This is a genomic window from Thermus altitudinis, assembly GCF_022760835.1.
GTDB lineage: Bacteria > Deinococcota > Deinococci > Deinococcales > Thermaceae > Thermus > Thermus altitudinis.
In genome coordinates this window covers 45749-68427 of sequence record NZ_JAKTNQ010000003.1, presented here as the reverse complement: position 1 = coordinate 68427, position 22679 = coordinate 45749, and the positions used below count along the sequence as shown (strand labels likewise).

Below are 22679 nucleotides of genomic sequence, written 5' to 3'. Positions count from 1 at the left end.
CTTACCCCCTGTAGGCCAAGAGGACCCACTCCCCCTCCCTCTCCTCTTCCAGAAAGGTGGGTCCCGCCTTCGCCATGGCCTCCTTCACCCAGGAGGCCTTTTCCGCCAGGATCCCCGTGAGGAGAAGCCTTCCCCCAGGGGCCAGGGCCTGGCGGTACCGGGGGGCCAGCTCCTGGTGAAGCTCCGCAAACAGGTTGGCCACCAAAAGGTCAAAAGGGCCATAGGGTAGGGCTTCCTCCAGGCTTCCCTGGAGGAAGCGCACCCTAACCCCGTTCCTCCTGGCGTTTTCCTCCGCCTGGGGGAGGACGGCCTCGTCAATGTCCACCCCCAAGGCTTCCCCACCCAGCTTCGCGGCGGCGATGGCCAGGATGCCCGAGCCCGTGCCCAAATCCAGCACCTTCTCCCCAGGGCGCAAATGGCGGGCCAAGGCGGAAAGAGCCAGACGGGTGGTCTCGTGGTGCCCGGTGCCGAAGGCCATTCCCGGCTCTATCACCAAGGGGATGCCTTGGCCCTCGAGGGAATGCCAAGGGGCCAAGACCCAAAAGGGCCCCGCCCTTACCGGCCTAAGGTCCCGGCGCCAGGCAGCAAGCCAATCCTCGTCGGGGAGCTCCTCCCACACCCCCCCAAAGGGAAGGTCCACGGGAGCGGGGAAATAGGCCCATACCTCCCCCTCCCGCTCCTCGAGGCCCCGGGCCCCCCGATGGAAGAGTTCCGGGACCAGGGGGTCCAGCTCCGTCGCCGTGCCCTTGAGGCGGTAAACCCACACCCCGCTATTCTACCCGGTAACGACAACAGTTCCCCCCCTCCGCCAACCTCTCCTCCCGCTGAAGAGGCAGGCCCAGTAACTCCTGGTAGGCGAGAAGCTCACTTTGGCAAAGGGCCTCGTGCTCCCGGGAAAGGGCCAGCTTGGGGCAACGCTTCTGGCAGAGGTAGAGTTTCCCTTCGTGCTCCAACACCTCCGCCTCGTAGCCCTGCTCCCGAAGGAACTGGGCCAGGCGGGTAAGCCGATCCCGTAAGGGCAGGGTCTCCAGATTCAGGGGGGCAAACAGGCTCCGGTTCCTTTCCAAAAGAAGACGCACCACCCCCTCCCGGCCCAGAACCCTTTCCACCCCTTTAAGCACATCCCCGCACAGGGCGGCGTAGGGGGCCTCCCTGTCTTGGGCCACATAAAGGCGGTAGGGCCGGCCTCGGCCCAGGCACTTCCTCACCTCCGAACGCACCAGGCCCCGGGCCTCGAGGTCCCGGAGGTGCTTTAAGGCGGCCACCCGGCTCACCCCCAAAGCCTCCGCCACCTCCTTGGCCGTGTGGGGCCTGAGCCTCAAGAGGTCTAGTACCCGCTCCTTGGTGCCCTCCAGGACTAAGGCCATCTTAAGCCATGGGCAGGGCGATAAAGGCCTGCACGCTCAAGGAGGCGGCCAGCTCCCGGGCCGCCCTCCTGAAGGCCTCCGCCTCGAGGCCCTCCGGATCCTCCACCAGGATGGGCCTTCCCCGATCCCCGCTTTCCCGCAGGGGCATGGTAAGGGGAATCTCCCCCAGGAAACGGGTCTTGAGCTTCTCCGCCAGCCGCCTGCCTCCGCCTTCCCCAAAGATGGGGGTGGGCTTACCGCAATGGGGGCAGAGGAAGTGGCTCATGTTCTCCACCACCCCCAGGACGGGCACCTGCACCTTCCTAAACATGTCCGCGGCCCTTTCCGCATCTATAAGTGCCACCTCCTGCGGGGTGGTTACGATCACCCCACCGGAAACCTGGGTGAGCTGGGCCAGGCTCAGCTGCACATCCCCGGTTCCAGGGGGAAGGTCCACCACCAAGTAGTCCAGCTCCCCCCAGTTCACGTCCTCCAGGAACTGCTTGATGGTGCCGTGGAGGATGGGCCCCCGCCAGATCATGGCCTGGCCCGGGGGAACGATGTTGGCGATGGAGAGGACCTTGAGGCCAAAGGCCTCGAGGGGCAGAATCTTGCGGTTTTGGTCCACCTTAAGCCTCTCCCCCTCCAGGCCGAACATCTTGGCCTGGCTGGGCCCGTAAAGGTCGGCATCCAAAAGCCCTACCCTGGCCCCCTCCTGGAGAAGGGCCAGGGCCAGGTTAGCGGCCACGGTGCTCTTGCCTACCCCGCCCTTGCCCGAGCCCACCGCCACCACGTGCTTCACCCCGGGGATGGGGTACTGCTCGGGGGGCCTTACCCCTCCGCCAAAGCGCACCCGCACCTCCTCCACTCCCAAAGGGGCTAGGGCCTTGTGGATATCCGCCTCAATCTGGCCCTTTAGGGGGCAGGCGGGGGTGGTGAGGTGGATAAGGAGGTCCACCCGGCTTCCCTCTAGCCGTATTTCTCCCACCATGCCCAAGGAGACCAGGTCTTTCCCCAGCTCGGGGTCCATCACCGTGCGCAGGGCCTCGAGGACCCCTTCTTCCGTAAGCGCCATACCGGGCTCAGGGTATACCCGGGGAGGCTTTTGGGCAAGGGGTGGACTCACGATCCCAACCCAAAGGACCCCCTTGGCCTAAAATGAGGCGGCATGTACCCTGAATGGCAAAAACAACCCTTTTATGAACTCCACCTGGCCTGGCTGGTCCAGGGGCCCCGGGGCTATGACCTCCTTTTCAAGGTAAACCCCTATAGCCTCTACAAAACCCGCGAGGAAGCCCTGGAAGCCGCCAAGGCCCTCCTGCAAAAGGAGAGGCTGGACCAGGACCCTAAGGTGGGCCCGCATAGGGCCCCGGTCCTCCTTTCCGAGGAGGACCGTACCCGCTTCCTGGTCCTCCTGGAAAGCGGCAAGGCCCTTTTGCCCCTAGACCGCTACGCCCTTTTGGGCGAGATCGCCCCCGTGGAGGAGCGCCTCCTTCACCGGGCACCCTTCCAAGACAGGAGCAACGTGCTCCATAGCCTGGAAGGCCTTCCCGTGCGCCTCCTCTACACGCCCCTCAACGACCCCGAGGCGGAGGCTCAGGAGTTGGCCCAAGGCATCCTCCGCCTGACCCCTGAGGGCCTATGGGTGGGGGAAACCCCTCTGGCCATCCCCCCGGACACCCCCATTGAAGGCCTAGCCTACGAGGAGGCCTTCTTTGACCTGGGGGAGGGTCATTACTACCTCTACGCCCTTTCGGGCTCCACCCCCTCGTAGGGGGCCTTTAGCTCCAGGGTGGCTTCCGGGCAAGGTAGGATCACCCTTCCTCGTAGGCCAGGTTCTGGAGCAAGAGGTTAGGGACCCCTCCTGGCCCCGGCCGTAGCGTGAGGGGAACCCCTAAATAGGCGGCAAAGGGCATGGGCCCCTGGGCGGCCTTTCCCATGGGCCCCATCCCCGCATCCCAAACCCTTCCCGGCTTGGGTAAACTATCCCACAGCATGGACCTACCCAAGGCCTACGACCCCAAAACCGTGGAACCCAAGTGGGCGGAGAAGTGGGCGAACAACCCCTTTGTGGCCAACCCCAAAAGCGGCAAAACGCCCTTTGTCATCTTCATGCCTCCTCCCAACGTTACGGGTAGCCTGCACATGGGCCATGCCTTGGACAACTCCCTGCAGGATGCCCTCATCCGCTATAAGCGCATGCAGGGCTATGAGGCCGTCTGGCTACCGGGCACCGACCATGCGGGCATCGCCACCCAGGTGGTGGTGGAAAGGCTCCTGCTTAAGGAGGGGAAGACCCGGCACCAGCTGGGCCGGGAAGCCTTCTTGAAGCGGGTCTGGGAATGGAAGGAGGAGTCCGGGGGAACCATCCTGAAGCAACTCAAGCGCCTGGGGGCCAGCGCCGATTGGAGCCGGGAGGCCTTTACCATGGACGAGGCCCGCTCCAAGGCGGTGCGCTATGCCTTTAGCCGCTACTACCACGAGGGGCTGGCCTACCGCGCCCCCCGCCTGGTGAACTGGTGCCCCCGGTGCGAAACCACCCTTTCGGACCTGGAGGTGGAAACCGAACCCACCCCGGGCCAGCTCTACACCCTGGCCTACGAGGTGGAGGGTGGCGAACGCATCGCCATCGCCACCGTTAGGCCGGAAACGGTCTTCGCCGACCAGGCCATCGCCGTCCACCCCGAGGACGAGCGCTACCGGCACCTCATCGGCAAAAGGGCCCGCATCCCCCTCACGGACATCTGGATACCCATTTTGGCCGACAGCGCCGTGGAGCGGGAGTTCGGCACCGGGGCCCTTAAGGTCACCCCCGCCCACGACCCCTTGGACTACGAGATCGGCGAGCGGCACGGACTGAAGGCGGTTTCCGTCATCAACCTGGAAGGCCGGATGGAAGGGGAAAGGGTGCCGGAGGCCCTCCGGGGCCTGGACCGGTTTGCGGCCCGGAAAAAGGCGGTGGAACTTTTCCGGGAGGCAGGCCACCTCCTCAAGGAGGAGGAGTACACCATCCAGATGGCCACCTGCTCCCGCTGCGGCACCCCCTTGGAGTACGCCATCTTCCCCCAGTGGTGGCTGTCCATGAGGCCCCTGGCGGAAAAGGTCATCCGCGGCCTGGAGCGGGATGAGATCGCCTTTGTTCCCGAGCGCTGGAAAAAGGTCAACCTGGACTGGCTGAGAAACGTGCGGGACTGGAACATCTCCCGCCAGCTTTGGTGGGGGCACCAGATCCCCGCCTGGTACTGCCAGGATTGCGGTGCCGTTAACGTCCCCCGCCCTGAGCGCTACCTGGAAGACCCCAGCACCTGCGAAACCTGCGGAAGCCCTAACCTCCAGCGGGACGAGGACGTATTTGACACCTGGTTTTCCTCGGCCCTCTGGCCCCTTTCCACCCTGGGCTGGCCGGAGGAGACGGAGGACCTCAAGGCCTTCTATCCGGGCGATGTCCTGGTGACGGGCTACGACATTCTTTTCCTCTGGGTGAGCCGGATGGAGGTATCCGGTTACCACTTCCGGGGGGAACGGCCCTTTAAGACCGTGCTCCTCCACGGCCTAGTGCTGGATGAAAAGGGCCAGAAGATGTCCAAGTCCAAGGGGAACGTGATAGACCCCTTGGAGATGGTGGAGCGCTATGGGGCCGATGCCCTGCGCTTCGCCCTCACCTACCTGGCCACGGGGGGCCAGGACATCCGGCTGGACCTCCGGTGGCTGGAGATGGCCAGGAACTTCGCCAACAAGCTCTACAATGCCGCCCGTTTCGTCCTCCTAAGCCGGGAATCCTTCCAAGGGCAAACCGACACCCCTACCCTGGCGGACCGTTGGATGCAAAGCCGCCTAGGCCGGGGTGTGCGGGAGATCACCGCCCTTTACGAGGGCCTGGACCTGGCCCAGGCGGCCCGGGAGGTGTACGAGCTGGTCTGGAGCGAGTTCTGCGATTGGTACCTGGAGGCCAGCAAACCGGCCCTTAAGGCAGGGAATGCCTTTACCTTACGCACCCTCGAGGAAACCCTCGCCACCCTCCTCAAGCTTCTCCATCCCATCATGCCCTTCCTCACCAGCGAGCTCTACCAGGCCCTTACGGGCAAGGAGGAGCTGGCCTTGGAGGCCTGGCCCCAGGCTGAGGCCACGGACCAGGAGGCCGAGGCCCGGTTTGAAGCCCTGAAACAGGCGGTGACCGCGGTGCGGGCCCTAAAGGCCGAAGCCGGGCTTCCCTTGGCCCAGGAGGTGCGGGTGTTCGTGGAAGGAGAGGCCGCACCCCTTTGGGATAACCTAGAGGTGTTCCGCTTTCTATCCCGGGCTGAGCTCCTGGAAAACCGTCCTGGGAAAGCCCTGGTGAAGGCCATGCCTAAGGTGACGGTGCGCATGCCCCTAGAAGGCCTCTTGGATGTGGAGGAGTGGAAGCGCCGGCAGGAAAAGCGCCTGCAAGAACTCCTTGCCCTGACGGAAAGGAGCCAGAAAAAGCTTGACGCCCCGGGGTTCCGGGAAAAGGCTCCCAGGGAGGTGGTGGAGGCGGAAGAGGCAAGGCTTAGGGAAAACCTGGCCCAGATGGAGCGGATCCGGGAAGCCCTCAGCCAAATAGGGTGAGCCGGGGATCCCGGGCTTCCCCGGGGGCCTCGGCCACCGCCTCGGCCAGGCGCAGGTTTAGGGTCACGAAGGGAAAGCTTTCCAGCGGCTCCAGGTCCAGGATGGGCTTATTGGGGGTAAGGGCGTAAAGCTTGGCCTCGAGGAGGGTTTGGAAGGGTTTGGCCTGGGAAAGGTGGTCGGAAAGCCGCACCCCTCGGGGAAGCAGAAGATCGCCCGCAAGGAGGTAGTCCCCGTAGAGGAAGGCGAGCTTCCGCCTTTCCAATAGGCTGGGGCTGGTGCGGGGTTCGCTGGGTTTGCCACCCACCACCCACAGGATCCGCTCCTTCCGCAGGGCCAGAAAACCCGTGCTGGCCTTAAGGTCCTTGGCCTCCGGGGGGTGGGCATAGCCTGGGGTGTAGATGAGAGCCCCGGTGACGGGAAGATAGAGCCTTTCCTGGTTCAGGAGGTCGGCGGTACCCGCCCCGGGCATCAGGTGGATGAGCCCGTAGACCCGGTAGGCCTGGGTGTAGATCCTGGCCTCATGTACTTCCCGAGGTTGTTTATACACCCTTCACCCCCTCTTCAGAGGGAAGCCTCTGCCCCACCGCCCAGTAGGCCAAAAGGGCCTCGCTGAAAAGAGGGGCGTGCTTCCTCCCGTAGGCGAAGAGCAGCCTCTGCCCCACGGAGGCCCTGAGCCGGTCCTCTGGGGTTTCCAGGATAGGCCAAGCGGCGAGTCGCCTCTGTGTGGCCCCTCCTAAGGCCACGTAAACGGGGGACTTCTCCACGGGAAAAGGCGGCAGGCCTAGCCAAAGGGAGGCCTCCTCGGGGAGCAGCAAACGGAACCCCGCCTTTTTTGCGTACTCCAGCCCCTCGAGGTTATCCTCGGGCACATAAACCCCCTCCCCCGCCTGGGCCCTGGCCAAAGCCTCCCGCAAGGGGATGGGATAGGCAAAGGGGGGTATTCCGCCTTCCAGATCCCCCGGTTCCCGGAAGTCCAGGGCTTGGGCCTCATAGGACAGGGTGCCGTTCCAGCGGTTTTCCAGGAGCAACACCGCCGCCTCCAGTTCAGGGGGAAGGGAATCCACCCGCTCCCCCATGCGCCAGGCCACCACCCTAACCCCCTGCAGGCGGAAGGCGAGGTGCTTCCCCTCCCCCAGGGAGCGGGCCTCCTCCGGGGAGCCTTGGAGGAGGAAGAGGGGCTCGGGATTCCCTTCCCCAAAGGGCTCTAAGGCTAACAAGGCCTGGTAAAGGTCCGGAAGGGACGCCAAAGGGGGCAAAAGCCCTACAAGAGGCACTTCCCGCACGGGGTCGGGAAAGGAGGCGGCAAAGGCCTCAATCCGTTTCCTAAAGGCAGGGAAGCAGGCCTCGTCCAAGGCAAACCCGGCGGCTTCCCGGTGGCCGCCAAAGCGCAAAAGGAGGTCCTCGGCACTCCTTAGGGCCTCCACGGCGCTGAGGGGCGGAAGGCTCCGCACCGTGCCCTTCCCTTTGGCCACGATGAAGACGGGGCGCAAGGTGGCCTCGAGGATACGGCTGGCCACGATGCCCATCACCCCCGGGTGGCCCTCGGGGTCGTGGAGGACAACGGCCTTGGCCTGGGGGTCCGCCTGGGGGAGGAGCCTTCTGAGCATCTCCTCCTCTATGGCCTGGCGGCGGGCGTTCAGCCGATGGAGCTCCTCCACCAAGCCCCTGGCCTCCTCCTCATCCTCGGTGAGGAGAAGACTGAGGGCCTTCTCCGCCTCCCCCAGGCGGCTTGCCGCATTGATGCGGGGAGCGATGCGGAAGGCCACCTCCACCGCTTTCCCCGTGTAGCCCACGCTTTCCGCCAACAGGCGAAGCCCAAGGATGGAGGACTCCCTCAGGCGGGCAAGCCCTTCCCGCACCAAAGCCCGGTTCCACCCCCAAAGGGGGGCCACGTCGGCGATGGTGCCCACCGCCGCCAGATCGGCGTACTCCAGGGGTGGGGGCAGGCCCAACCTTTCATGGAGGGCCCAAAGGAGCAAAAAGGCCACCCCCGCTCCCGTGGGGTGCTCCTTAAGTTCCGGGGTGTAGGCGGGATGGAGGATCAGGCCCGGAGGAGGGGTATCGCGGGGCGTGTGGTGGTCGGTCACCAGAACCTCCACCCCGTTTTCCACAAGCTCCCGAAGCTCGGCGTGGTTGGCGATACCGCAGTCCACCGTCAGGAAAACGTCCGCCGCTTCCCGGTGCTCCGGTATACGGGCGGGATGAATGCCATACCCCTCCTCGAGGCGATGGGGGATGAAGGGGTGGACCTCCGCCCCCAAGGCCCTGAGGCCCCGCACCAGGATGGCGGTTCCCGTCAGCCCGTCGGCGTCGTAGTCCCCATGGACACGAATACGCTTTTTCTCCTTTAGCGCCCCCAGGAGAAGCTCCACCGCCTCCGACAGGCCCCGCAGGGGAAGAAGGCCCAAGCTGGGTTGCAGGTCCTCCGGCCGGCGCACGCCCCGGTGCCAGTAGGCCAAGGCGGCCTCAGGCCCCACCCCCAAAGCCCCCATCAACTCCCGCCACTCCCTCACAGGCGGCAGGGGAAGAAGATGCCAGCGCACCCGATCCTTCATACCACTAGGCCTCCTTCCTCTAGCCCCGCAGCGCGGAGCTGGCTATACCTCTTCCCGATCGGGGATTTTGGGAATCTCCTCTATGCGTTCCCGCTTTAAGGCGTTGATCTCCCCCTGAAGCCGCCGCACCTCCCTTAGAAGGGCGCGCCTCTCCCCCACGCCCCCTAGCCAAAGGGCAAGGGCATAAACTCCCCCCACCAACACGCCCAGGGCATAGGCCCCCGGAAGAAGATAGTAAAGGGGCCAGGGTCCCCAGGGCGTGGGCACCTCCAGGAAGGGAAAGGCCAGGTACAGGTAAAGCCCCGCGCCCGCCACCCCCAAGGTGGCCAGAAGGAAAACCCAGTTCGCCAGCTTCATGGCCTTAGATTACCCCTTCCTTGTAGTCGGTTAGGCGCACCCGCCCCTCGTAGAGGGCTTTGCCCAAAAGGGCGCCTTCCACCCCGAGGCGCTTTAGGTCTAAAAGGTCCTCCGGGCCCGCAATGCCCCCGCCCGCAATGAGCTCGTGGGGCCAAGCCTCCCGTACCCGGGCCACCACCTCCAGGTCCAGGCCCTTCAGCGTCCCATCCCGCCGCACATCGGTGTAGATCACCGTGCGCACCCCCATGGCTTCCCAACGCCTAAGGAGGTCCAGGGCGGAAAGGGAGGCCGCCTCCAGCCAACCCGAAACCACCACCTCGAGGCCCCGGGCATCCAAGGCCACCACCAACCTGGCAGGACCCACCGCCTCCAGCATGGCCTGCAAAAGGGCAGGGTCCTTTACCGCCACCGTACCCACCACCACCCGGGAAGCGCCCAGGGCGAGAATCTCCCGCAAGGCCTCCAAGGATCGGATTCCACCCCCCACTTGGAAGGGGATACGGAGGGCTTCGGCAATGCGGCGAAGGGCCTCGAGGTTATCCCCCCTCCCCAGGGCCCGGTCCAGGTCCACCAGGTGGAGAAGCCTAGCCCCTTCCTCCTGCCAGCGCAAGGCGGCGGCCACCGGGTCCCCGTACTGGGTCTCTCGTTCAGGGTCCCCCTCGTAGAGGCGCACCGCCTTGCCTCCCTTCAGGTCCACGGCGGGAATCAGCAGCATGGGGCTATCCTACCAGCGCCCTTAGGGCTTCCTCCAAGCTGGGGCTTCGCATCAGGCTGGTGCCGATGAGAACGGCATCAAAAAGCCCTTCCAAAGCCTTCAGCTCCGCCTTGCGGGAATACCCCGACTCCGCCACCAAAACCCCACTAAACCCCCTCCTCCGGGCTAAACGGCCGAGCCTCGGGGCCGTGGCCAGGTCAATCTCCAAGGTGGTGAGGTTGCGGTTGTTGATGCCCACGATACTGGCCCCCGCCTCGAGGGCCAGCTCCAGCTCCTCTTCCGTGTGCACCTCCACCAGGGCCTCCAGGCCAAGCCGCCTGGCCTCCTCCAGGTAGACCCCGGTGAGCTCCCGCAAAAGGGCCACGATGAGCAGCACGGCGCTTGCCCCATAGGCCCGGGCCTCCTCCAGCATGAAGGGGTCCACCACGAAGTCCTTGCGCAGGAGGGGTAGGTCCACCGCCTGGCGGACCCTAAGAAGGTCCTCGAGGCTACCCCCAAAGCGGTGGGGCTCCGTAAGGACGCTGATGGCCCTGGCCCCACCCCGGGCGTAGGCTTGGGCCGCCTCGGCGGGGTCTATCTCCCTAATGGCTCCTTGCGAAGGGCTCGCCTTCTTCACCTCGGCGATGACGGAAAGCCCTGGCTGGAGAAGGGCCTCACGGAAGGAGGGCAGGGTTTCGGGAAAAGGGGGAAGGGGGCGGGGCACTACCTCCTCGGCCCGCCTGCGGGCGATGGCCCCCAGTACCCCACCCATGCGATCCACATCCGGCCGCATACCGACCACTATAGAGTATAGATAAGGGATGCGCGGTGTGGCCTTGGCCTTGGGGGGCGGCGGTGTCCGCGGGTACGCCCACCTGGGAGTGCTGGCGGTGTTGAAGGAGGCCAGAATCCCCATCCGGGGGCTCGCGGGAAGCTCTGCGGGCGCCTTGGCCGCTGCCGCCTATGCCTTTGGCCACAAGGACCCCTGGAAGGTGCACGAGGCCATCTTGGACCAGGAGATCGCCGGGCTCCGGCAAGGGGGTAACCTCCGTACCCTGGCCAGGCTTTTTGCCGCCTTACGGCACCCCCATCTCTTTGCCACGGAGAAAATCGCCCTAGGATTGCAGCGCCTCTTTGGGGAAGCCCGCCTCGAGGATAGCCCCATCCCCCTGGCCATCCAAGCGGCGGATCTCCTCACCGGGGAGGCCATCGTCCTCCGCAAGGGACCCGTGTGGAGGGCCGTCCTGGCCAGCATGGCCATACCCGGCCTCTTTCCCCCGGTAACCTGGGACGGCAGGCTTTTGGTGGACGGGGATGTGGCCGAGAAGGTGCCCGTAGGGGCGGCCAAGGCCCTCTTTCCCAAGGTGGTGGCCGTGGACGTATCCAACCCCCCACCCCAGGAAGGCCCTAAGACCGCCTTGGAAGCCGCCCTCCTTGCCGGCGAGGCCAGCCGCAGACGGCTGAAGGACCGGGCCCTGCGAGAGGCCGACCTGGTCCTGGCCCTCAATCCCCCCATGACCATTGACACCTTTGACCACGAAAAAATCCCCTTGGTCTATGAGCTTGGCAGGAAGCGGGCCCAGGAACGCCTAAGGGAAATCCGCGCCTTAGCCCAGATTCGCCTAAAAGACCTGGCCCTCGCCCTCAGGGTCCGGCCTTAGCCCCCCTGGGTTAAGGCTAAGGCGGCCCGGCGCCAGAGGTAGGCGAAGCCCGCCATCCCCAATCCCCAAAGCAGGGAGCCCCCAGGCCAAAGAAGAAGGCCCATCACCCCCAGGAAAAAGAAAAGGGCGGCCCCCAAACCCACGGCCACCAAGGGAGCCAAGGGCTCCTCCTGTGCCAAGGTCCCCTGGGCCTGGGCCAGAAGCCATGCGCCTCCCCCTAGGGCCAAGGCCCACAGAAAGGGGTGCGCCGCCCGGGGAAGCACCCAGGCCAGAAAGAGGAGCAAGAGCCCTTGAAGGGAGAGGAGAAATCCCGCATAGAGCCTTAGTCCCCTTAACCGCAAGGCCGGGGGTGCCTTGGGGTCTTGCAGGGCCCGTAAGGCCTCCCAAAGGGCCTGGCCAAGCCTAGGACCAGGCATGGCTAGTGGTGGAGCACCCGCTCCAGGAAGGCCCGGGTCCTCCCCTCCTTGGGCTGGGTGAAGATCTCCTCCGGCCTCCCCTCCTCCACGATCTGGCCCCCGTCCATGAAGATCACCCGGTCCGCCACCTCCCGGGCAAAGCCCATCTCGTGGGTCACCACCAGCATGGTCATACCCCCGCGGGCCAGGTCCCGCATCACGTCCAGCACCTCCCCCACCATCTCCGGGTCCAGGGCGCTGGTGGGCTCGTCAAACAGCATCACCTTGGGCTCCATGGCCAAGGCCCGGGCAATGGCCACCCGCTGCTGCTGGCCCCCGGAAAGTTGGGCCGGGTTCTTCCTGGCCTGGTCCCGAATCCCCACCCGCTCCAGGAGTTCCCAGGCCTTGCCCTCCGCCTTCTCCCTCGGCCACCCCCGCACCCGCATGGGGGCCAGGGTGATGTTCTCCAACACCGTCAGGTGGGGGAAGAGGTTGAACTGCTGGAAGACCATCCCCACCTCCCGCCGCACCTGCCTCAGGGCCCTTTCGTCCTTCACATTGAGCCCGTCCACCACCACCTCCCCCTCCTGGAAGTCCTCCAGGCGGTTGATGCACCGGATCAGGGTGCTCTTCCCCGAGCCCGAGGGCCCGATGATCACCAGCCTCTCCCCAGGGGCCACCTCCAGGTGGATGCCCTTGAGCACGTGCAGGGGGCCGAACCACTTGTGCAGGTTGTGGATGCGGATGATGGGGTCCACCGCCTTCATTTTCTCACCCGCTGCATGGCGTAGACCAGGAGGAAGAGCGCCAGGCCTAGGGCATCCGTAAGGAGGCCGGGCACCACCAGGGTGAGGGCCGCCGCCATGAGAAGGGCCCTCTCCAGGAGGGTGGTGCGCTTGTGCAGGAAGCCCACCAGGCTGGCGCTGAAAGCGGTCATGCCCAAAAGGGCGGAAAGGACGATCCCCACCCCCTCTCCCAGGCTTTCCACCCCGATGAGGAGGAGCTTGGGGCTGAAGAAGAACATGTAGGCGAGAAGGGCGGTGCGAAGCTCATACACGAAACCCTGGACCGCCGTTTTCCAGAAATCCGACTTGGCGATGGCGCTGGCGGCATAGGCGGCCAAGGCCACGGGAGGGGTGGAGTCGGCCATGATACCGAAGTAAAAGACGAACATGTGGGCGGCCACGGGAGGCACCGCATACCCGGCCTTCTCCGCCAGCTGGAGCACCACCGGCACCACCAAGGAGGCCATGACGATGTAGTTGGCGGTGGTGGGAAGGCCCATGCCCAGGAGGAGGCTGGTGATCTGGGCCAGGATCAGGACCAGGATAAGGTTGCCCCCCGAAAGGCGCTCCACAATGTCCGTGAGGCCAAAGCCAATCCCGGTCATGGTGACGATGCCCACGATGACCCCGGCGCTGGCCGTGGCCAAGGCGATGCCCACCATGCCCCTGGCCCCCGCCTCGAGGCCCTCCAGGATGAGCCTCCCACCCCGCACCAGGCCAAAGCCCAAGCCCACCCCACTCCTCCGGGCCCGCCACACCTCCTGGAGAAGGATGAGAAGCAGCATGAAAAAGACGGTGTTCAGGGCTGCCCGCTCGGGGGTAAGGCGCAAGCCCACCAGGGCGTAGATCAGGTAGACCAGGGGCAACAGGTAGTGGAAACCCGAACGCAGAATGGGGCCCACGGGAGGAAGCTCCGAACGCGGCACCCCCTTCAAGCCCAGGTGAAGGGCCTCGAGGTGCACGGTGATGAACAAGGTGGCGTAGGCCAACACCGCGGGGATCAAGGCGATGAGGATCAGCTGGCTATAGGGGATCCCCAAAAACTCCGCCATGATGAAGGCGGCCGCCCCCATCACCGGGGGCATCAGCTGGCCGTTGGAGGAGCTGGCCACCTCCACCGCCCCCGCCTTCTCCGGCGGGTAGCCCACCCGCTTCATCAGCGGGATGGTGAAGGTCCCGGTGGTGACCACGTTGGAAACCGAGCTTCCCGAAACCACCCCCGTGAGGGCGCTGGCCACCACCGCCGCCTTGGCCGGCCCCCCACGGAAGTGGCCCAAAAGGGCATAGGCCACCTGTATGAAAAAGTGCCCCGCCCCCGCCTTCTCCAAAAGGGCCCCAAACAGGACGAAAAGGAAGACAAAGGTGGCGGAAACCCCCAAGGGCACCCCCCAGATGCCCTCGGCGGTGGTGTAAAGCTGCCCCATGAGCTGGCCCCACTGGCTGCCCGCATGGAGCTGGAGCCAGGGAGGAAGGGTAAAGGGCAGAAGCCCCTTGGGCCCGGTAAGGGCGTAAAGGACAAACACCGAGGCGATGATGGGCAAAGCCGGCCCCACCACCCTCCAGGCGGCCAGAAAGAGGACCAGAAGGGTTAGGGTCCCCAGGTAGACATCCCGGTGGCTGGGGATGCCCCCCCTGAGCTGGGTGATGCCGTAGTAATCCCAGACCACGTAGAGGGCCCCCACCACCCCAAGAAGGGCCAGGACCCAATCCAGCAGGGGAATGCGATCCCTCGGACCCCGCCTCCCCGGGTAAGCGAGAAAGGCTAAGGCCAGGGCAAAGGCTAGGTGGACCGCCCTGAGCCGTATGGGGTCCAGGGTACCCAGCTCGGTGGCCCAAAGCTGGAAAAGGCTCCAGATGACTCCCAGGCCGAAGAGGAGGTACCGGCTACCTCCCTTGGGCCTCCGCCCCCCCAGCTCGCTTTCCTCCACCAGCAACGAAGCGTGGTCCATGTTTCCTCCAGGCAAAAGGGGCCCCAGGCGGGGCCCCCAGGGTCTAGCCAAGCGCCTACTTGAGGACCCCAATCTCCTTGTAGAAGCGCTCCGCCCCCGGATGCAAGGGAATGGGAAGACCCTTCGCCGCCCTCTGGAGGCTGAAGAAACGCTCCAGGTTGGGGTGAATCTTCTTGAAAGCCTCCTGGTTCCCGAAGACCGCCTTCATGAACGCGTACACGGTATCCGCGGAGAGTTTCTCCGAAGCGATCAGCATAGCCTGCACCGCCACCGTGGGCGTGGTCACGTCCACCCCTTTGTAGGTCCCCCCGGGAATGTTGAAGCCCACGTAGAAGGGGTACTTCTTGGCAAGGGCCTGCACCTTGGCCAGGTCCACCGCCACCAGGGTGATGGGGGTGGTGAGGGCCAGTTGCTGGATGGCGCTAGCCCCCAGGCCCACGGTGTAGAAGAGGGCATCCGCCCGCTTATCCTGCATGAGCTGGATGCCCTGGGTGGCGCTCACCCGGATAGCCTGGCCCAGGTCCTCAAAGCGGAGGCCGTAGGCCTCGAGGATCTGCCGGGCGTTCTGCTCGGTGCCCGAGCCCACGTCGCCCACCACCACCCGCTTGCCCTTGAGGTCGGCCACGGTGCGGATGCCCGCATCCGCCCGGGCCACGATATGCACCACCTCGGGGTAGAGGGCTGCCAAGGCCCGGATGCCCTTCACCGGCTTGCCGTCAAAGGCCGTGATGCAACACCCTTGGTAGGCGTAGTAGGCGATGTCGTTCTGGGCCAAGGCCATCTCAAACTCCCCGGCGGCGATGGCGTTGATGTTGGCCACGCTTCCGCCAGTGGAACGGGCATTGGCCCGGATGCCCACGCCCGCATCGTTCACCAGCTTGGCCATGCCCGTGGCCACGGGGAAGTAGACCCCCGTGGTGGCACCCGAGCCAATGGTGATAAACTCCTGGGCTAGGCCCAGACCCAGAAAGGCTAACCCTGCCAACAACAGGTTCCGTGTCCGCATAAACCCACACCTCCTTAACGCCCAAGGCAGTATACCCACACCTTCCCCCGGGCCGCAAGCCCTAACGCGTGGCCACCTGGAGGCGTTTCTCCAGGAGGTTGGTAAAAAAGGTAAGGATGGTGGTGAGGAGCAGATAAATGGCGGCCACCGCCAGGTACACCTCCACCGGCCGGAAGGTGGCGGAGATGATGCGCTGCCCGGAAAGGGCTAGCTCGGTGAGGGCGATCACGCTGGCCAGGGAAGAGTCCTTGAGAAGGGCCACCACGTTGTTCACCAAAGGGGGCACCACGATGCGCAAGGCCTGGGGCAAGATCACAAAGCGCATGGTGTCCGCTGGGGTAAGCCCCAAGGACCAGGCCGCCTCCCACTGCCCCTTGGGGATGGCCTGGATCCCCGCCCGCACCACCTCGGCGTTGTAGGCCCCCACGTTGAAGGAAAGGGCGATGAAAGCCGCCCAGTAAGGGGTGAGAACCTGCTGGGCCGCGGGCCAGAGGGGCTGAAGCAAAAGGGGCAAGGCATTGTAGGCGAAGAGGATCTGCACCAAAAGGGGTGTGCCGCGGGTGACCCAGATGTAGAAGCTGGCGGGAAGCTGCACCCAGGGGCGGCGAGAGAGGCGGAACATCCCGGCAAACACACCGATGACCAGCCCCGCCAAGCTGGAGATAAAGGTGAGCTTTAGGGTGATCTCCGCCCCCAGGGCCATGGCCGCGCCCGCGGAGGCAGCCCGCTCGGGACCAAACCCCATGAGGAGGAAATAACGCTCCAAGGCCACGCCCAAAAGGGCAAACAAAGCAAAATACCCCCCGAGGAGGAGCCCCAGGAACGAGAGGATCCGCAACCAAGATGGCATCTTCACGGCAGGAAAAGGGCCCAGGGCCTCCCGCTACCCCGGGCCCAGACGAGGCCTACTTGCAGCGCACGTCCTCCCCGAACCACTTCTTGCTGATCTGGGCGTAGGTGCCGTCCTTCATCAGGTCGGCAAGGGCTTGGTTAAGGGCCTGCAGCAGGCTCTTGTTGCCCTTGGCCACCGCCATGGCCACCCTTTCCTGGAAGACCAGCTCCCCCACCTGGAGGGTGTTTTCCAGCTTGCGCTCCTTGATGGCCTCCTTGGCCACAAAGCGGTCGGTGATCCAGGCATCCAGGCGGCCAGCCAATAGGTCCTGCAGGGCATCGGGGTCCTTCTGGTAGGTGCGCACCTGCTTGACGCCGGATATTTTCTGGGCCGCCTCCATGTAGGTGGTGCCGATCTGCACCCCCACCACCTTGCCCTGGAGGTCCTTGGCCGTCTTTGGCCCACCCCTCTTGCTCACGATAACCCCGCCCGTGCAGTAATGGGGATTGGTGAAGTCCACGGCCTTGGCCCGCTCCTCGGTGATGCCGTGGGAGGCTATGACGAAGTCAAACCGCCCTTGGTTCAGCTGAATGAGAAGGCTATCAAAGGCCTGGGTAATCCAAACGGGCTTTAGCCCCAATCTCTTGGCAAGGGCGTTCCCCAGGTCAATCTCAAAACCGGTGAGCTGGTTTTTCTGGTCAAAGTAGTTGAAAGGAGGAAACTCTCCTTCCGTACCGATGCGGATCTCCCCCGAACGCTTAATCTGGTCCAGGGTGCGCACCTGGGCCAAGCCCATGGCCAGACCCAGTACCCCAAGCACCAAAAGCCACCTTTTCACGCCCCACCTCCCTTGTAACACGGGCTGATTATACCGGCTAGGCCTCGAGGGTCAAGCAAAGAGACAAGCGCCTTGCCGGGTATGCGCCTCCGGCCATGGTCAAGACAGCCGGACCATCAACTTCCTCGCCCCAGAACGCGGGCACTCTGGCGAAGGCCAATCCCCAGGAGACCTGCCACACGATCCTCAACGGCCCGCCTGGCGACCTGGTCACGCCTGGGTTCTTTTCCTCCGGTCCCAACCGCAAGACCTCCTTGCCTACCTGCAAACCCTCCCCGAGAGGTAAAAGAGGCCACGGCCAAGGGGCCTCGGTTGCCTCGAGGCCCCTTTTTACCCATGCGCCGTTAGGCCCAGCGCACCCACTCCACCCGACCGGTGATGGGATGCCTAAGGGCCAACCTCACCCCATAGGCATAACTTCCTGGGCGCGAGGGCCGGTAGGAAACCGCGTACCTTCCTCCCTCCCCTTGGGTCATGGGAACCAGCTCCAGCCCACCCCCTGAACGGCGCACCACCAGCTGGACCTCCAAAAAAGGTCTTAGGGCCTCGGGAATCTCCCCCTCCACATAGGCCCACACCTGCACGGGCTCGCCGTTTAGGGTTAGGTCCCCCGGGGCCTCGGCCCTGAGGCCCAGGGTATAGAAGGCGGGAAATGCCCGATGAAAGGCTTGAAGCACCCTCTCATGGCCCCGTGCGCTCTCCGCCCAGACCTGGCCCTGGCGGTATAGCCTCAGGTACTCCCCCACCATGCGGGCGGCGCTGAAGCGGGGGCCCACGGTGCGCAGGCTCTCGTGGACCATGGAAAGCCACCCCGAGGAGTAGCCCTCAGGACCCTTAGCGTAGAAAAGGGGGAGGACCTCGCCCTCCAGCACGTCATACAGGGCCTGGGCGTCCGCCATGTCCTGGGCCTCCTCGTTCTCGTAAACCCGATCATCGCCGATGGCAAAGCCGTTCTTGCCGTTATAGGCCTCGGCCCACCAGCCATCCAGGACGCTCAGGTTCAAGACCCCGTTCAAGGCGGCCTTCATCCCGCTGGTGCCCGAGGCCTCCATGGGCCGGCGGGGGGTGTTAAGCCAGACGTCCGAGCCGTGCACCAAGACCCGGGCCAGGTACATGTCGTAATCCTCCAGGACCACCATGCGGTCCTCGAGGCCGTACTCCTTGATCCTGGCCACCAGCTCCTGAAGGTAAGCCTTACCGGGCTCGTCCTTGGGGTGGGCCTTCCCCGCAAAGACAAACTGTACGGGATAAGGGCCTTGAAGAAGCTTTAGAAGCCTCTCCGGGTCCTTGAAAAGGAGAACCGCCCGCTTGTACGTGGCAAACCGCCGGGCAAAACCCACGGTAAGCGCCTCCGGATCCAAAACCCGTTCCGCCTGGCGTAGACGGCCTGGGCTTTCCCCATTTCTACGCCGTTGCTCGTAAAGGCGCAGGCGCACCTCGCGCACCAAATCCGCCCGGAGGTCCCGGTGGATGCGCCAAAACTCCTCCCCCAATCCCTCCACCTTCCAGGTGGCTGGGTCCTCGGGCCGCCTTAGCCAATCCGGGCCGAAGACCTCGGCGTAGTGGCGGCGAAGCCTGGGGTGGAGGAAGGTCCAGGTATGGACCCCGTTGGTGATATGGCCAATGGGCACCTCCTCCCGTAATAGCCCCGGCCATAGATGGTGGAACATCTCCCGGGAAACCTCCCCGTGGAGGCGGGAAACCCCTCCCGCCTGGGCGCTGGTGCGAAGGGCCAGATTGGACATGGAAAAGACCTTGCCCCAGGGCTTCTCCTCCAGACCCAAGGCCACAAACCCCTCCCAGTCCGTGCCCATGCTTTCCCAAAAGCCATGCAGGTAACGGCCCACAAGATCCAAGGGGAAGGTATCATGGCCCGCAGGCACGGGGGTGTGGGTGGTGAAAAGGGCTCCCGCTTTGGCCAGCTCTAGGGCCACGGGAAAGGGATGCCCCTCGGCCACTAGTTCCCGTATCCGCTCCAGCCCCAAAAAGGCGGAGTGCCCCTCGTTCATGTGGAAGACCTGGGGGTTAAGCCCCAAGGCCCTAAGAAGCCTCACTCCCCCAATGCCCAAAACCATTTCCTGCTGGATGCGCGTCTCCAGGCCTGGCGCATAGAGCCTGGCGGTGATGGCCCGGTCTTCGGGAGTATTTTCGGGCAGATTTGCGGTGAGAAGGTAGACCGGTACCGCCCCCACCTGCACCCGATAGGCCCCGAGCCATACGGTGCGGCCCGGGAACTCCAGCCCCACCCTCACGGGGTGGCCCTCCTGATCCTGCACAGGCGAAAGGGGAAGCTCCTCTGGGTGGAGGGTTTCGTAAACCTCCACCTGGACCCCCTCCGGGGACAGGCGCTGGTGGAAGTAGCCCTCGTGGTAGAAAATCCCTACTCCCACCAAGTTCAAGCCCAGGTCGCTGGCCGCCTTGATGTGGTCCCCCGCCAGGACCCCAAGCCCCCCGGAGTAGATGGGCAAGGAGCTATGAAACCCATACTCTGCCGAGAAGTAGGCCACTAGCGGCCCTTCCTTCCGCTCCCGATCCTTTAGATAGCCTTCCAAGGCCGCCACCACCGCCTGGACCCGGGCTGGGTAACTGGTGGCGGTGAGAACCTCCAAACGGGACGGGTCCACTTCCAGAAGAAGCTTGACCGGGTTCCCACGGAAGCGCTTCCAAAGCTGGGGGTTTATCTCCTGAAAGAGTTCGGCTGCCTCCGGGTTCCAGCTCCACCAAAGGTTATAGGCCAGCTTCCTTAAACCCTTAAGGGCCTCGGGAAGCTCGGGCATGGCGGTAAGGTGTCCCAGTACCTTCACAAAGGGGATTATACCCGCTGCTCCTCGAGGCTCCAAACGCCCCCCTTATGGAAGCACAACGGCCCCATTCCAGGCAGCAGGCCTTCCCCGCTTAGCGCAAGCGCCGCCATAGTTCCGGGCTAAAGAGGAGCACCACCGGCAGGATCTCAATCCGGCCCGCCCACATCTGCAGGATCAGAATCAGTTTGGAAAGGGGGTGAAGCTCAGCATAGGAACCCATAGGCCCCACCGAACCTAGCCCTGGGCCGATGTTGCCGATGGCCTGGGCACTGGCGGTAAAAGCCTTCACAAAATCCCCTTCCAAAAGCGCCAGGGTCAGGGTACCGAAACCAAAGAGAAGGGTGTAAAGGAAAATGAACACGGAAACCTGCCACAAGGCCTCCTCGGAAACCACCCGGTGGCCCAGGCGCAGGGGAAGGACCGCCCTGGGGTGAAGGGTGCGGGTGATCTCTCGCCGGAGAAGGCCGAAGAGGAGAAGCCAGCGCACCACCTTGATGCCTCCCGCCCCCGAGCCGGCACTTCCCCCCACGAACATCAGGATCACCAGGATGGCCTGGGCCGGTACCACCCACTGGGCAAAGTCCACGCTGGCGAAGCCGGTGGTGGTGATGATGGAGATCACCTGAAAGAAGGCGTGGCGGAGGCTGGCCTCGAGGCCGTACATGTGGTGGGTGTACAGGTAAAGGGATAGGAGCGAGCCCGCCAGGAACACCAGCAACACATAGGCCCGGAACTCCGCATCCTTGAGGAGGGGCTTGACCTCCCGGCCGAAGAAAAGGCGGTACTGCAGCAGGAAGTTCACCCCCGCCAAGAACATGAAGAAGCTACCCAGCCACTGGGCAAGGAGGGGGTAGGTGGCAAAGCTTTGCGGGTTGGGGCTGAACCCCCCCGCTGGGATGGTGGTGAGGGCGTTGGCCAAGGCCTCAAAGAGGGGTATGCCCGCCCACCAGTAGGCCAAGAAGGCCAAAGCGGTAAGGGTCAGGTACACCCGCAAGACCGCCTGGGCGGTGTGGCGAAGCCTGGGGGTGAGCCTCTCCTTCTCCACCCCCGTGCTCTCGGCGAAGAAGGCCTGGCGGCCCGCCACTTGAAGCTGGGGAAAGACGCCCAAGAAGAGCACCACGATGCCGATGCCCCCCATCCATTGGGTAAAGCTCCGCCAAAGAAAGAGGCTTTGGCCAAACTGCCCAAAATCCGCAAGCACCGTGGCCCCGGTGGTGGTGAAGCCGGAAAAAGCCTCAAAAAGAGCATCCAGGTAGCCCAGCCCCCCAGAGATCCAGTAGGGTATGGCCCCCAGGGCAGGCACCATCAGCCACAACAGGGCCACGGCGGCAAAGACCTCGGCCCGGGGCGGTTGGGCCTGGGGATGCCCCACCCCCTGCAGGGCCTTGCCCAACCCTATCCCCAGCACCGCCCCCAGGAGAAACCCCTTGGCGTCCTCCTCCCAGCCCAGGGCCAAGAGGGCAAAGGCCAGCATGAGAAGGCCGAGACCCTGATACGTTAAGCCCAGGAGGTACAGGCTGGAGCGAAACCCTTGCCTAGCCGACGATGCGGGCCACGGCTTCATCCGCCACCTCCCGGGCCACCACCAAAAAGAGTCGGTCGTTGGGAAGGGCCTCGAGGTCCTCGCGGTAGAGCATCACCCGATGGTCGCGCTCCAGGGCCACCGGGGCCACCTGGGACGTGGCCAAAGCCCGCAGGTACCTGGGCCTGAAGGTTTCCGGAAGCTCCACCTCTAAGAGCTCAATGTTCTCGTCCATGGTGGACACATGCTCCACGTTTTCCGGCCCCAGGTAGTCCAAAACCGCCCGCACCGCCGCCTGGCGGGGGGTCAGGGGCAGGTCTATGCCCACCTGCTCAAAGAGCCTGCGGGTTTCCGAGCGGGACACCCGGGTGATCACCTTGCCTACCCCAAGCTGCTTGGCCAGCAAGGAAGCCAAGAGGTTCTTCTCGTCGTTGTCGGTCACCGCCACCACCGCATCGGCTTCCTGTAACCCCTCCGCCTCCAAGAGCTCTAGATCGGTACCGTCCCCCTGGATGGTGAGGGCGCCGGGAAGCTCCTGGGAAAGCCATTCGCACCGCTCGCGGTTGGGCTCGATGATCACCACCTCCAGGCGCCGCCTTAAAAGCTCCTGGGCCACCATGAAGCCCACGTTGCCCCCACCGATGACCATCACCCTCCGCACCCCCCGCCCCGTGGCGAAACAGGCCTCCAGCTCGGGGAAAGCCCGTAAGGTGGTGACGAAGAGGATTTTGTCCCCAGGCTCCAGGATGACCTCGGGGTACTCGGGGTGGGCAAAGCTCCAAAAAGCCCCCTCCCGCACCACCCCCACCACCAAGACCCCCTCGGGCCAGGGGAGCTCAGCGAGAAGCCGGTGGGCGTAAGGGCCACCCTCCTTCACCCGGTACTCCACAAAGCGGAGCCGTCCCTCCGCCAGCACCTCGGTATCCACCGCCCCGGGGACCAGGATCACCTCCACGATCTCCCGGGCCATGGCCCTTTGCGGCCAGAGGACCTTGTCAATGCGGGTACCCAGGATCTCGGCGGTACGGGGGTCGGTGAGCACCTCCACATACCCTCCCTTGCCCACAAAGCAGAGGGTCTCCTTGGCCCCCAGGCCCTTGGCCAGAAGGGAGGCCAGCAGGTTCACCTCGTCGGAATCCGTGCTGGCGATGAAGAGGTCGGCCCGGTCCACCCCCGCCTCCCTAAGGGCGTCCGGGTCCGTGGCCCCGCCCACCACCACCTTTACGTCCAGATGGGCAAAGCGCTCTTTGGCCTGAGGGTTGCGGTCCAGAACCACCACCTCATGGGCTTTTTCCAGGGTGCGGGCCAGCTCCCCGCCTACCTCCCCGCCCCCGGCGATGACGATGTACAT

The 22679-nt window shown here is 64.7% G+C and carries 21 protein-coding genes; 3 read left to right on the top strand and 18 right to left on the bottom strand.

All coding sequences use genetic code 11. From position 1 onward, the window contains the following. Position 1: 1 nt before the first annotated feature. Genes L0D16_RS02105 through L0D16_RS02095 form a run of 3 tightly spaced genes read right to left on the bottom strand, consistent with a single transcriptional unit; the run spans position 2 to position 2421 of the window. On the bottom strand, positions 2 to 766 hold the full coding sequence (locus tag L0D16_RS02105) for a 50S ribosomal protein L11 methyltransferase (protein WP_243029680.1): 765 nt from the start codon (positions 764 to 766) through the stop codon (positions 2 to 4). 4 nt (positions 767 to 770) lie between these two features. Continuing rightward, positions 771 to 1367 carry a helix-turn-helix transcriptional regulator gene (locus tag L0D16_RS02100; protein ID WP_243029679.1) on the bottom strand — a complete coding sequence of 199 codons (597 nt, stop codon included), beginning with the start codon at positions 1365 to 1367 and terminating at the stop codon, positions 771 to 773. Between the two features lies 1 nt (position 1368). Next, positions 1369 to 2421, bottom strand: a complete 1053-nt coding sequence (locus L0D16_RS02095; protein WP_243029678.1) for an Mrp/NBP35 family ATP-binding protein — start codon at positions 2419 to 2421, stop codon at positions 1369 to 1371. A 93-nt stretch (positions 2422 to 2514) separates the two neighbouring features. Here L0D16_RS02095 and L0D16_RS02090 point away from each other — a divergent pair, with 93 nt between their 5' ends. Further along, a complete protein-coding gene (locus L0D16_RS02090) occupies positions 2515 to 3120 on the top strand; it encodes a hypothetical protein (RefSeq protein ID WP_243029677.1) in 606 nt (201 codons plus the stop codon). Between the two features lie 40 nt (positions 3121 to 3160). On the opposite strand, the gene L0D16_RS12365 is transcribed toward L0D16_RS02090, so the two are convergent. Further along, positions 3161 to 3286, bottom strand: a complete 126-nt coding sequence (locus L0D16_RS12365; RefSeq protein WP_279231110.1) for a hypothetical protein — start codon at positions 3284 to 3286, stop codon at positions 3161 to 3163. A gap of 55 nt (positions 3287 to 3341) precedes the next feature. On the opposite strand from L0D16_RS12365, the gene L0D16_RS02085 reads away from it, so the two are divergent. Continuing rightward, positions 3342 to 5930, top strand: coding sequence for a valine--tRNA ligase (locus L0D16_RS02085; RefSeq protein WP_243029676.1), 2589 nt, complete (start codon positions 3342 to 3344; stop codon positions 5928 to 5930). On the opposite strand, the gene L0D16_RS02080 is transcribed toward L0D16_RS02085, so the two are convergent. The 5 genes from L0D16_RS02080 to trpC are packed head-to-tail and all read right to left on the bottom strand — an operon-like array spanning position 5914 to position 10329. Further along, on the bottom strand, positions 5914 to 6477 hold the full coding sequence (locus tag L0D16_RS02080; RefSeq protein WP_243029675.1) for a DUF6812 domain-containing protein: 564 nt from the start codon (positions 6475 to 6477) through the stop codon (positions 5914 to 5916). The genes L0D16_RS02085 and L0D16_RS02080 overlap by 17 nt on opposite strands. Next, positions 6470 to 8485 carry a single-stranded-DNA-specific exonuclease RecJ gene (locus L0D16_RS02075; protein WP_243029674.1) on the bottom strand — a complete coding sequence of 672 codons (2016 nt, stop codon included), beginning with the start codon at positions 8483 to 8485 and terminating at the stop codon, positions 6470 to 6472. The genes L0D16_RS02080 and L0D16_RS02075 overlap by 8 nt, the downstream gene beginning before the upstream one ends. 42 nt (positions 8486 to 8527) lie before the next feature. Further along, positions 8528 to 8842 carry a LapA family protein gene (locus tag L0D16_RS02070; protein WP_243029673.1) on the bottom strand — a complete coding sequence of 105 codons (315 nt, stop codon included), beginning with the start codon at positions 8840 to 8842 and terminating at the stop codon, positions 8528 to 8530. Positions 8843 to 8846: 4 nt separating this feature from the next. After that, complete coding sequence (gene hisA, locus L0D16_RS02065) at positions 8847 to 9557, bottom strand: 1-(5-phosphoribosyl)-5-[(5-phosphoribosylamino)methylideneamino]imidazole-4-carboxamide isomerase (protein ID WP_243029672.1); 711 nt, start codon at positions 9555 to 9557, stop codon at positions 8847 to 8849. A 4-nt stretch (positions 9558 to 9561) separates the two neighbouring features. Then, entirely contained in the window at positions 9562 to 10329 is a 768-nt protein-coding gene (gene trpC, locus L0D16_RS02060) for an indole-3-glycerol phosphate synthase TrpC (protein WP_243029671.1), read from the bottom strand. 28 nt (positions 10330 to 10357) lie between these two features. Here trpC and L0D16_RS02055 point away from each other — a divergent pair, with 28 nt between their 5' ends. Further along, positions 10358 to 11197 (top strand): patatin-like phospholipase family protein, encoded by an 840-nt coding sequence (locus L0D16_RS02055; RefSeq protein ID WP_243029670.1) that lies wholly within the window; start codon positions 10358 to 10360, stop codon positions 11195 to 11197. Here the strand turns inward: L0D16_RS02055 and L0D16_RS02050 are convergent. The 9 genes from L0D16_RS02050 to trkA all read right to left on the bottom strand — a co-directional run bounded on the left by L0D16_RS02050 (position 11194) and on the right by trkA (position 22679). After that, positions 11194 to 11613: a hypothetical protein gene (locus tag L0D16_RS02050; RefSeq protein ID WP_243029669.1), complete on the bottom strand. Its 420-nt coding sequence runs from the start codon at positions 11611 to 11613 to the stop codon at positions 11194 to 11196. The genes L0D16_RS02055 and L0D16_RS02050 overlap by 4 nt on opposite strands. Before the next feature lie 2 nt (positions 11614 to 11615). After that, on the bottom strand, positions 11616 to 12359 hold the full coding sequence (locus L0D16_RS02045) for an amino acid ABC transporter ATP-binding protein (protein ID WP_279231109.1): 744 nt from the start codon (positions 12357 to 12359) through the stop codon (positions 11616 to 11618). Further along, positions 12356 to 14326, bottom strand: coding sequence for a TRAP transporter permease (locus L0D16_RS02040; RefSeq protein ID WP_243029668.1), 1971 nt, complete (start codon positions 14324 to 14326; stop codon positions 12356 to 12358). Before L0D16_RS02040 ends, L0D16_RS02045 begins: the two co-directional genes overlap by 4 nt. Before the next feature lie 55 nt (positions 14327 to 14381). Further along, a complete protein-coding gene (locus L0D16_RS02035; protein ID WP_243029667.1) occupies positions 14382 to 15332 on the bottom strand; it encodes a TAXI family TRAP transporter solute-binding subunit in 951 nt (316 codons plus the stop codon). 61 nt (positions 15333 to 15393) lie between these two features. Beyond that, positions 15394 to 16182 carry an amino acid ABC transporter permease gene (locus tag L0D16_RS02030; RefSeq protein WP_243029666.1) on the bottom strand — a complete coding sequence of 263 codons (789 nt, stop codon included), beginning with the start codon at positions 16180 to 16182 and terminating at the stop codon, positions 15394 to 15396. Between the two features lie 55 nt (positions 16183 to 16237). Beyond that, complete coding sequence (locus tag L0D16_RS02025) at positions 16238 to 16960, bottom strand: ABC transporter substrate-binding protein (protein ID WP_279231115.1); 723 nt, start codon at positions 16958 to 16960, stop codon at positions 16238 to 16240. A gap of 386 nt (positions 16961 to 17346) precedes the next feature. After that, a complete protein-coding gene (gene glgP, locus L0D16_RS02020; RefSeq protein WP_243029664.1) occupies positions 17347 to 19806 on the bottom strand; it encodes an alpha-glucan family phosphorylase in 2460 nt (819 codons plus the stop codon). Between the two features lie 91 nt (positions 19807 to 19897). Then, positions 19898 to 21370 (bottom strand): TrkH family potassium uptake protein, encoded by a 1473-nt coding sequence (locus tag L0D16_RS02015; protein ID WP_243029663.1) that lies wholly within the window; start codon positions 21368 to 21370, stop codon positions 19898 to 19900. Beyond that, the gene (trkA, locus tag L0D16_RS02010; RefSeq protein WP_243029662.1) at positions 21342 to 22679 is read right to left on the bottom strand and encodes a Trk system potassium transporter TrkA; all 1338 of its coding nucleotides are present in this window, start codon (positions 22677 to 22679) and stop codon (positions 21342 to 21344) included. Before trkA ends, L0D16_RS02015 begins: the two co-directional genes overlap by 29 nt.

Excerpts from the sequence above, each read along its gene's own strand:
- L0D16_RS02100 (WP_243029679.1), bottom strand. The coding sequence starts at position 1,367 with ATGGCCTTAGTCCTGGAGGGCACCAAGGAGCGGGTACTAGACCTCTTG.
- L0D16_RS02095 (WP_243029678.1), bottom strand. The coding sequence starts at position 2,421 with ATGGCGCTTACGGAAGAAGGGGTCCTCGAGGCCCTGCGCACGGTGATG.
- L0D16_RS02090 (WP_243029677.1), top strand. The coding sequence starts at position 2,515 with ATGTACCCTGAATGGCAAAAACAACCCTTTTATGAACTCCACCTGGCC.
- L0D16_RS12365 (WP_279231110.1), bottom strand. The coding sequence starts at position 3,286 with ATGGGAAAGGCCGCCCAGGGGCCCATGCCCTTTGCCGCCTATTTAGGG.
- L0D16_RS02085 (WP_243029676.1), top strand. The coding sequence starts at position 3,342 with ATGGACCTACCCAAGGCCTACGACCCCAAAACCGTGGAACCCAAGTGG.
- L0D16_RS02075 (WP_243029674.1), bottom strand. The coding sequence starts at position 8,485 with ATGAAGGATCGGGTGCGCTGGCATCTTCTTCCCCTGCCGCCTGTGAGG.
- L0D16_RS02070 (WP_243029673.1), bottom strand. The coding sequence starts at position 8,842 with ATGAAGCTGGCGAACTGGGTTTTCCTTCTGGCCACCTTGGGGGTGGCG.
- hisA (WP_243029672.1), bottom strand. The coding sequence starts at position 9,557 with ATGCTGCTGATTCCCGCCGTGGACCTGAAGGGAGGCAAGGCGGTGCGC.
- trpC (WP_243029671.1), bottom strand. The coding sequence starts at position 10,329 with ATGCGGCCGGATGTGGATCGCATGGGTGGGGTACTGGGGGCCATCGCC.
- L0D16_RS02055 (WP_243029670.1), top strand. The coding sequence starts at position 10,358 with ATGCGCGGTGTGGCCTTGGCCTTGGGGGGCGGCGGTGTCCGCGGGTAC.
- L0D16_RS02050 (WP_243029669.1), bottom strand. The coding sequence starts at position 11,613 with ATGCCTGGTCCTAGGCTTGGCCAGGCCCTTTGGGAGGCCTTACGGGCC.
- L0D16_RS02045 (WP_279231109.1), bottom strand. The coding sequence starts at position 12,359 with ATGAAGGCGGTGGACCCCATCATCCGCATCCACAACCTGCACAAGTGG.
- L0D16_RS02040 (WP_243029668.1), bottom strand. The coding sequence starts at position 14,326 with ATGGACCACGCTTCGTTGCTGGTGGAGGAAAGCGAGCTGGGGGGGCGG.
- L0D16_RS02035 (WP_243029667.1), bottom strand. The coding sequence starts at position 15,332 with ATGCGGACACGGAACCTGTTGTTGGCAGGGTTAGCCTTTCTGGGTCTG.
- L0D16_RS02030 (WP_243029666.1), bottom strand. The coding sequence starts at position 16,182 with ATGCCATCTTGGTTGCGGATCCTCTCGTTCCTGGGGCTCCTCCTCGGG.
- L0D16_RS02025 (WP_279231115.1), bottom strand. The coding sequence starts at position 16,960 with ATGGGCTTGGCCCAGGTGCGCACCCTGGACCAGATTAAGCGTTCGGGG.
- L0D16_RS02015 (WP_243029663.1), bottom strand. The coding sequence starts at position 21,370 with ATGAAGCCGTGGCCCGCATCGTCGGCTAGGCAAGGGTTTCGCTCCAGC.
- trkA (WP_243029662.1), bottom strand. The coding sequence starts at position 22,679 with ATGTACATCGTCATCGCCGGGGGCGGGGAGGTAGGCGGGGAGCTGGCC.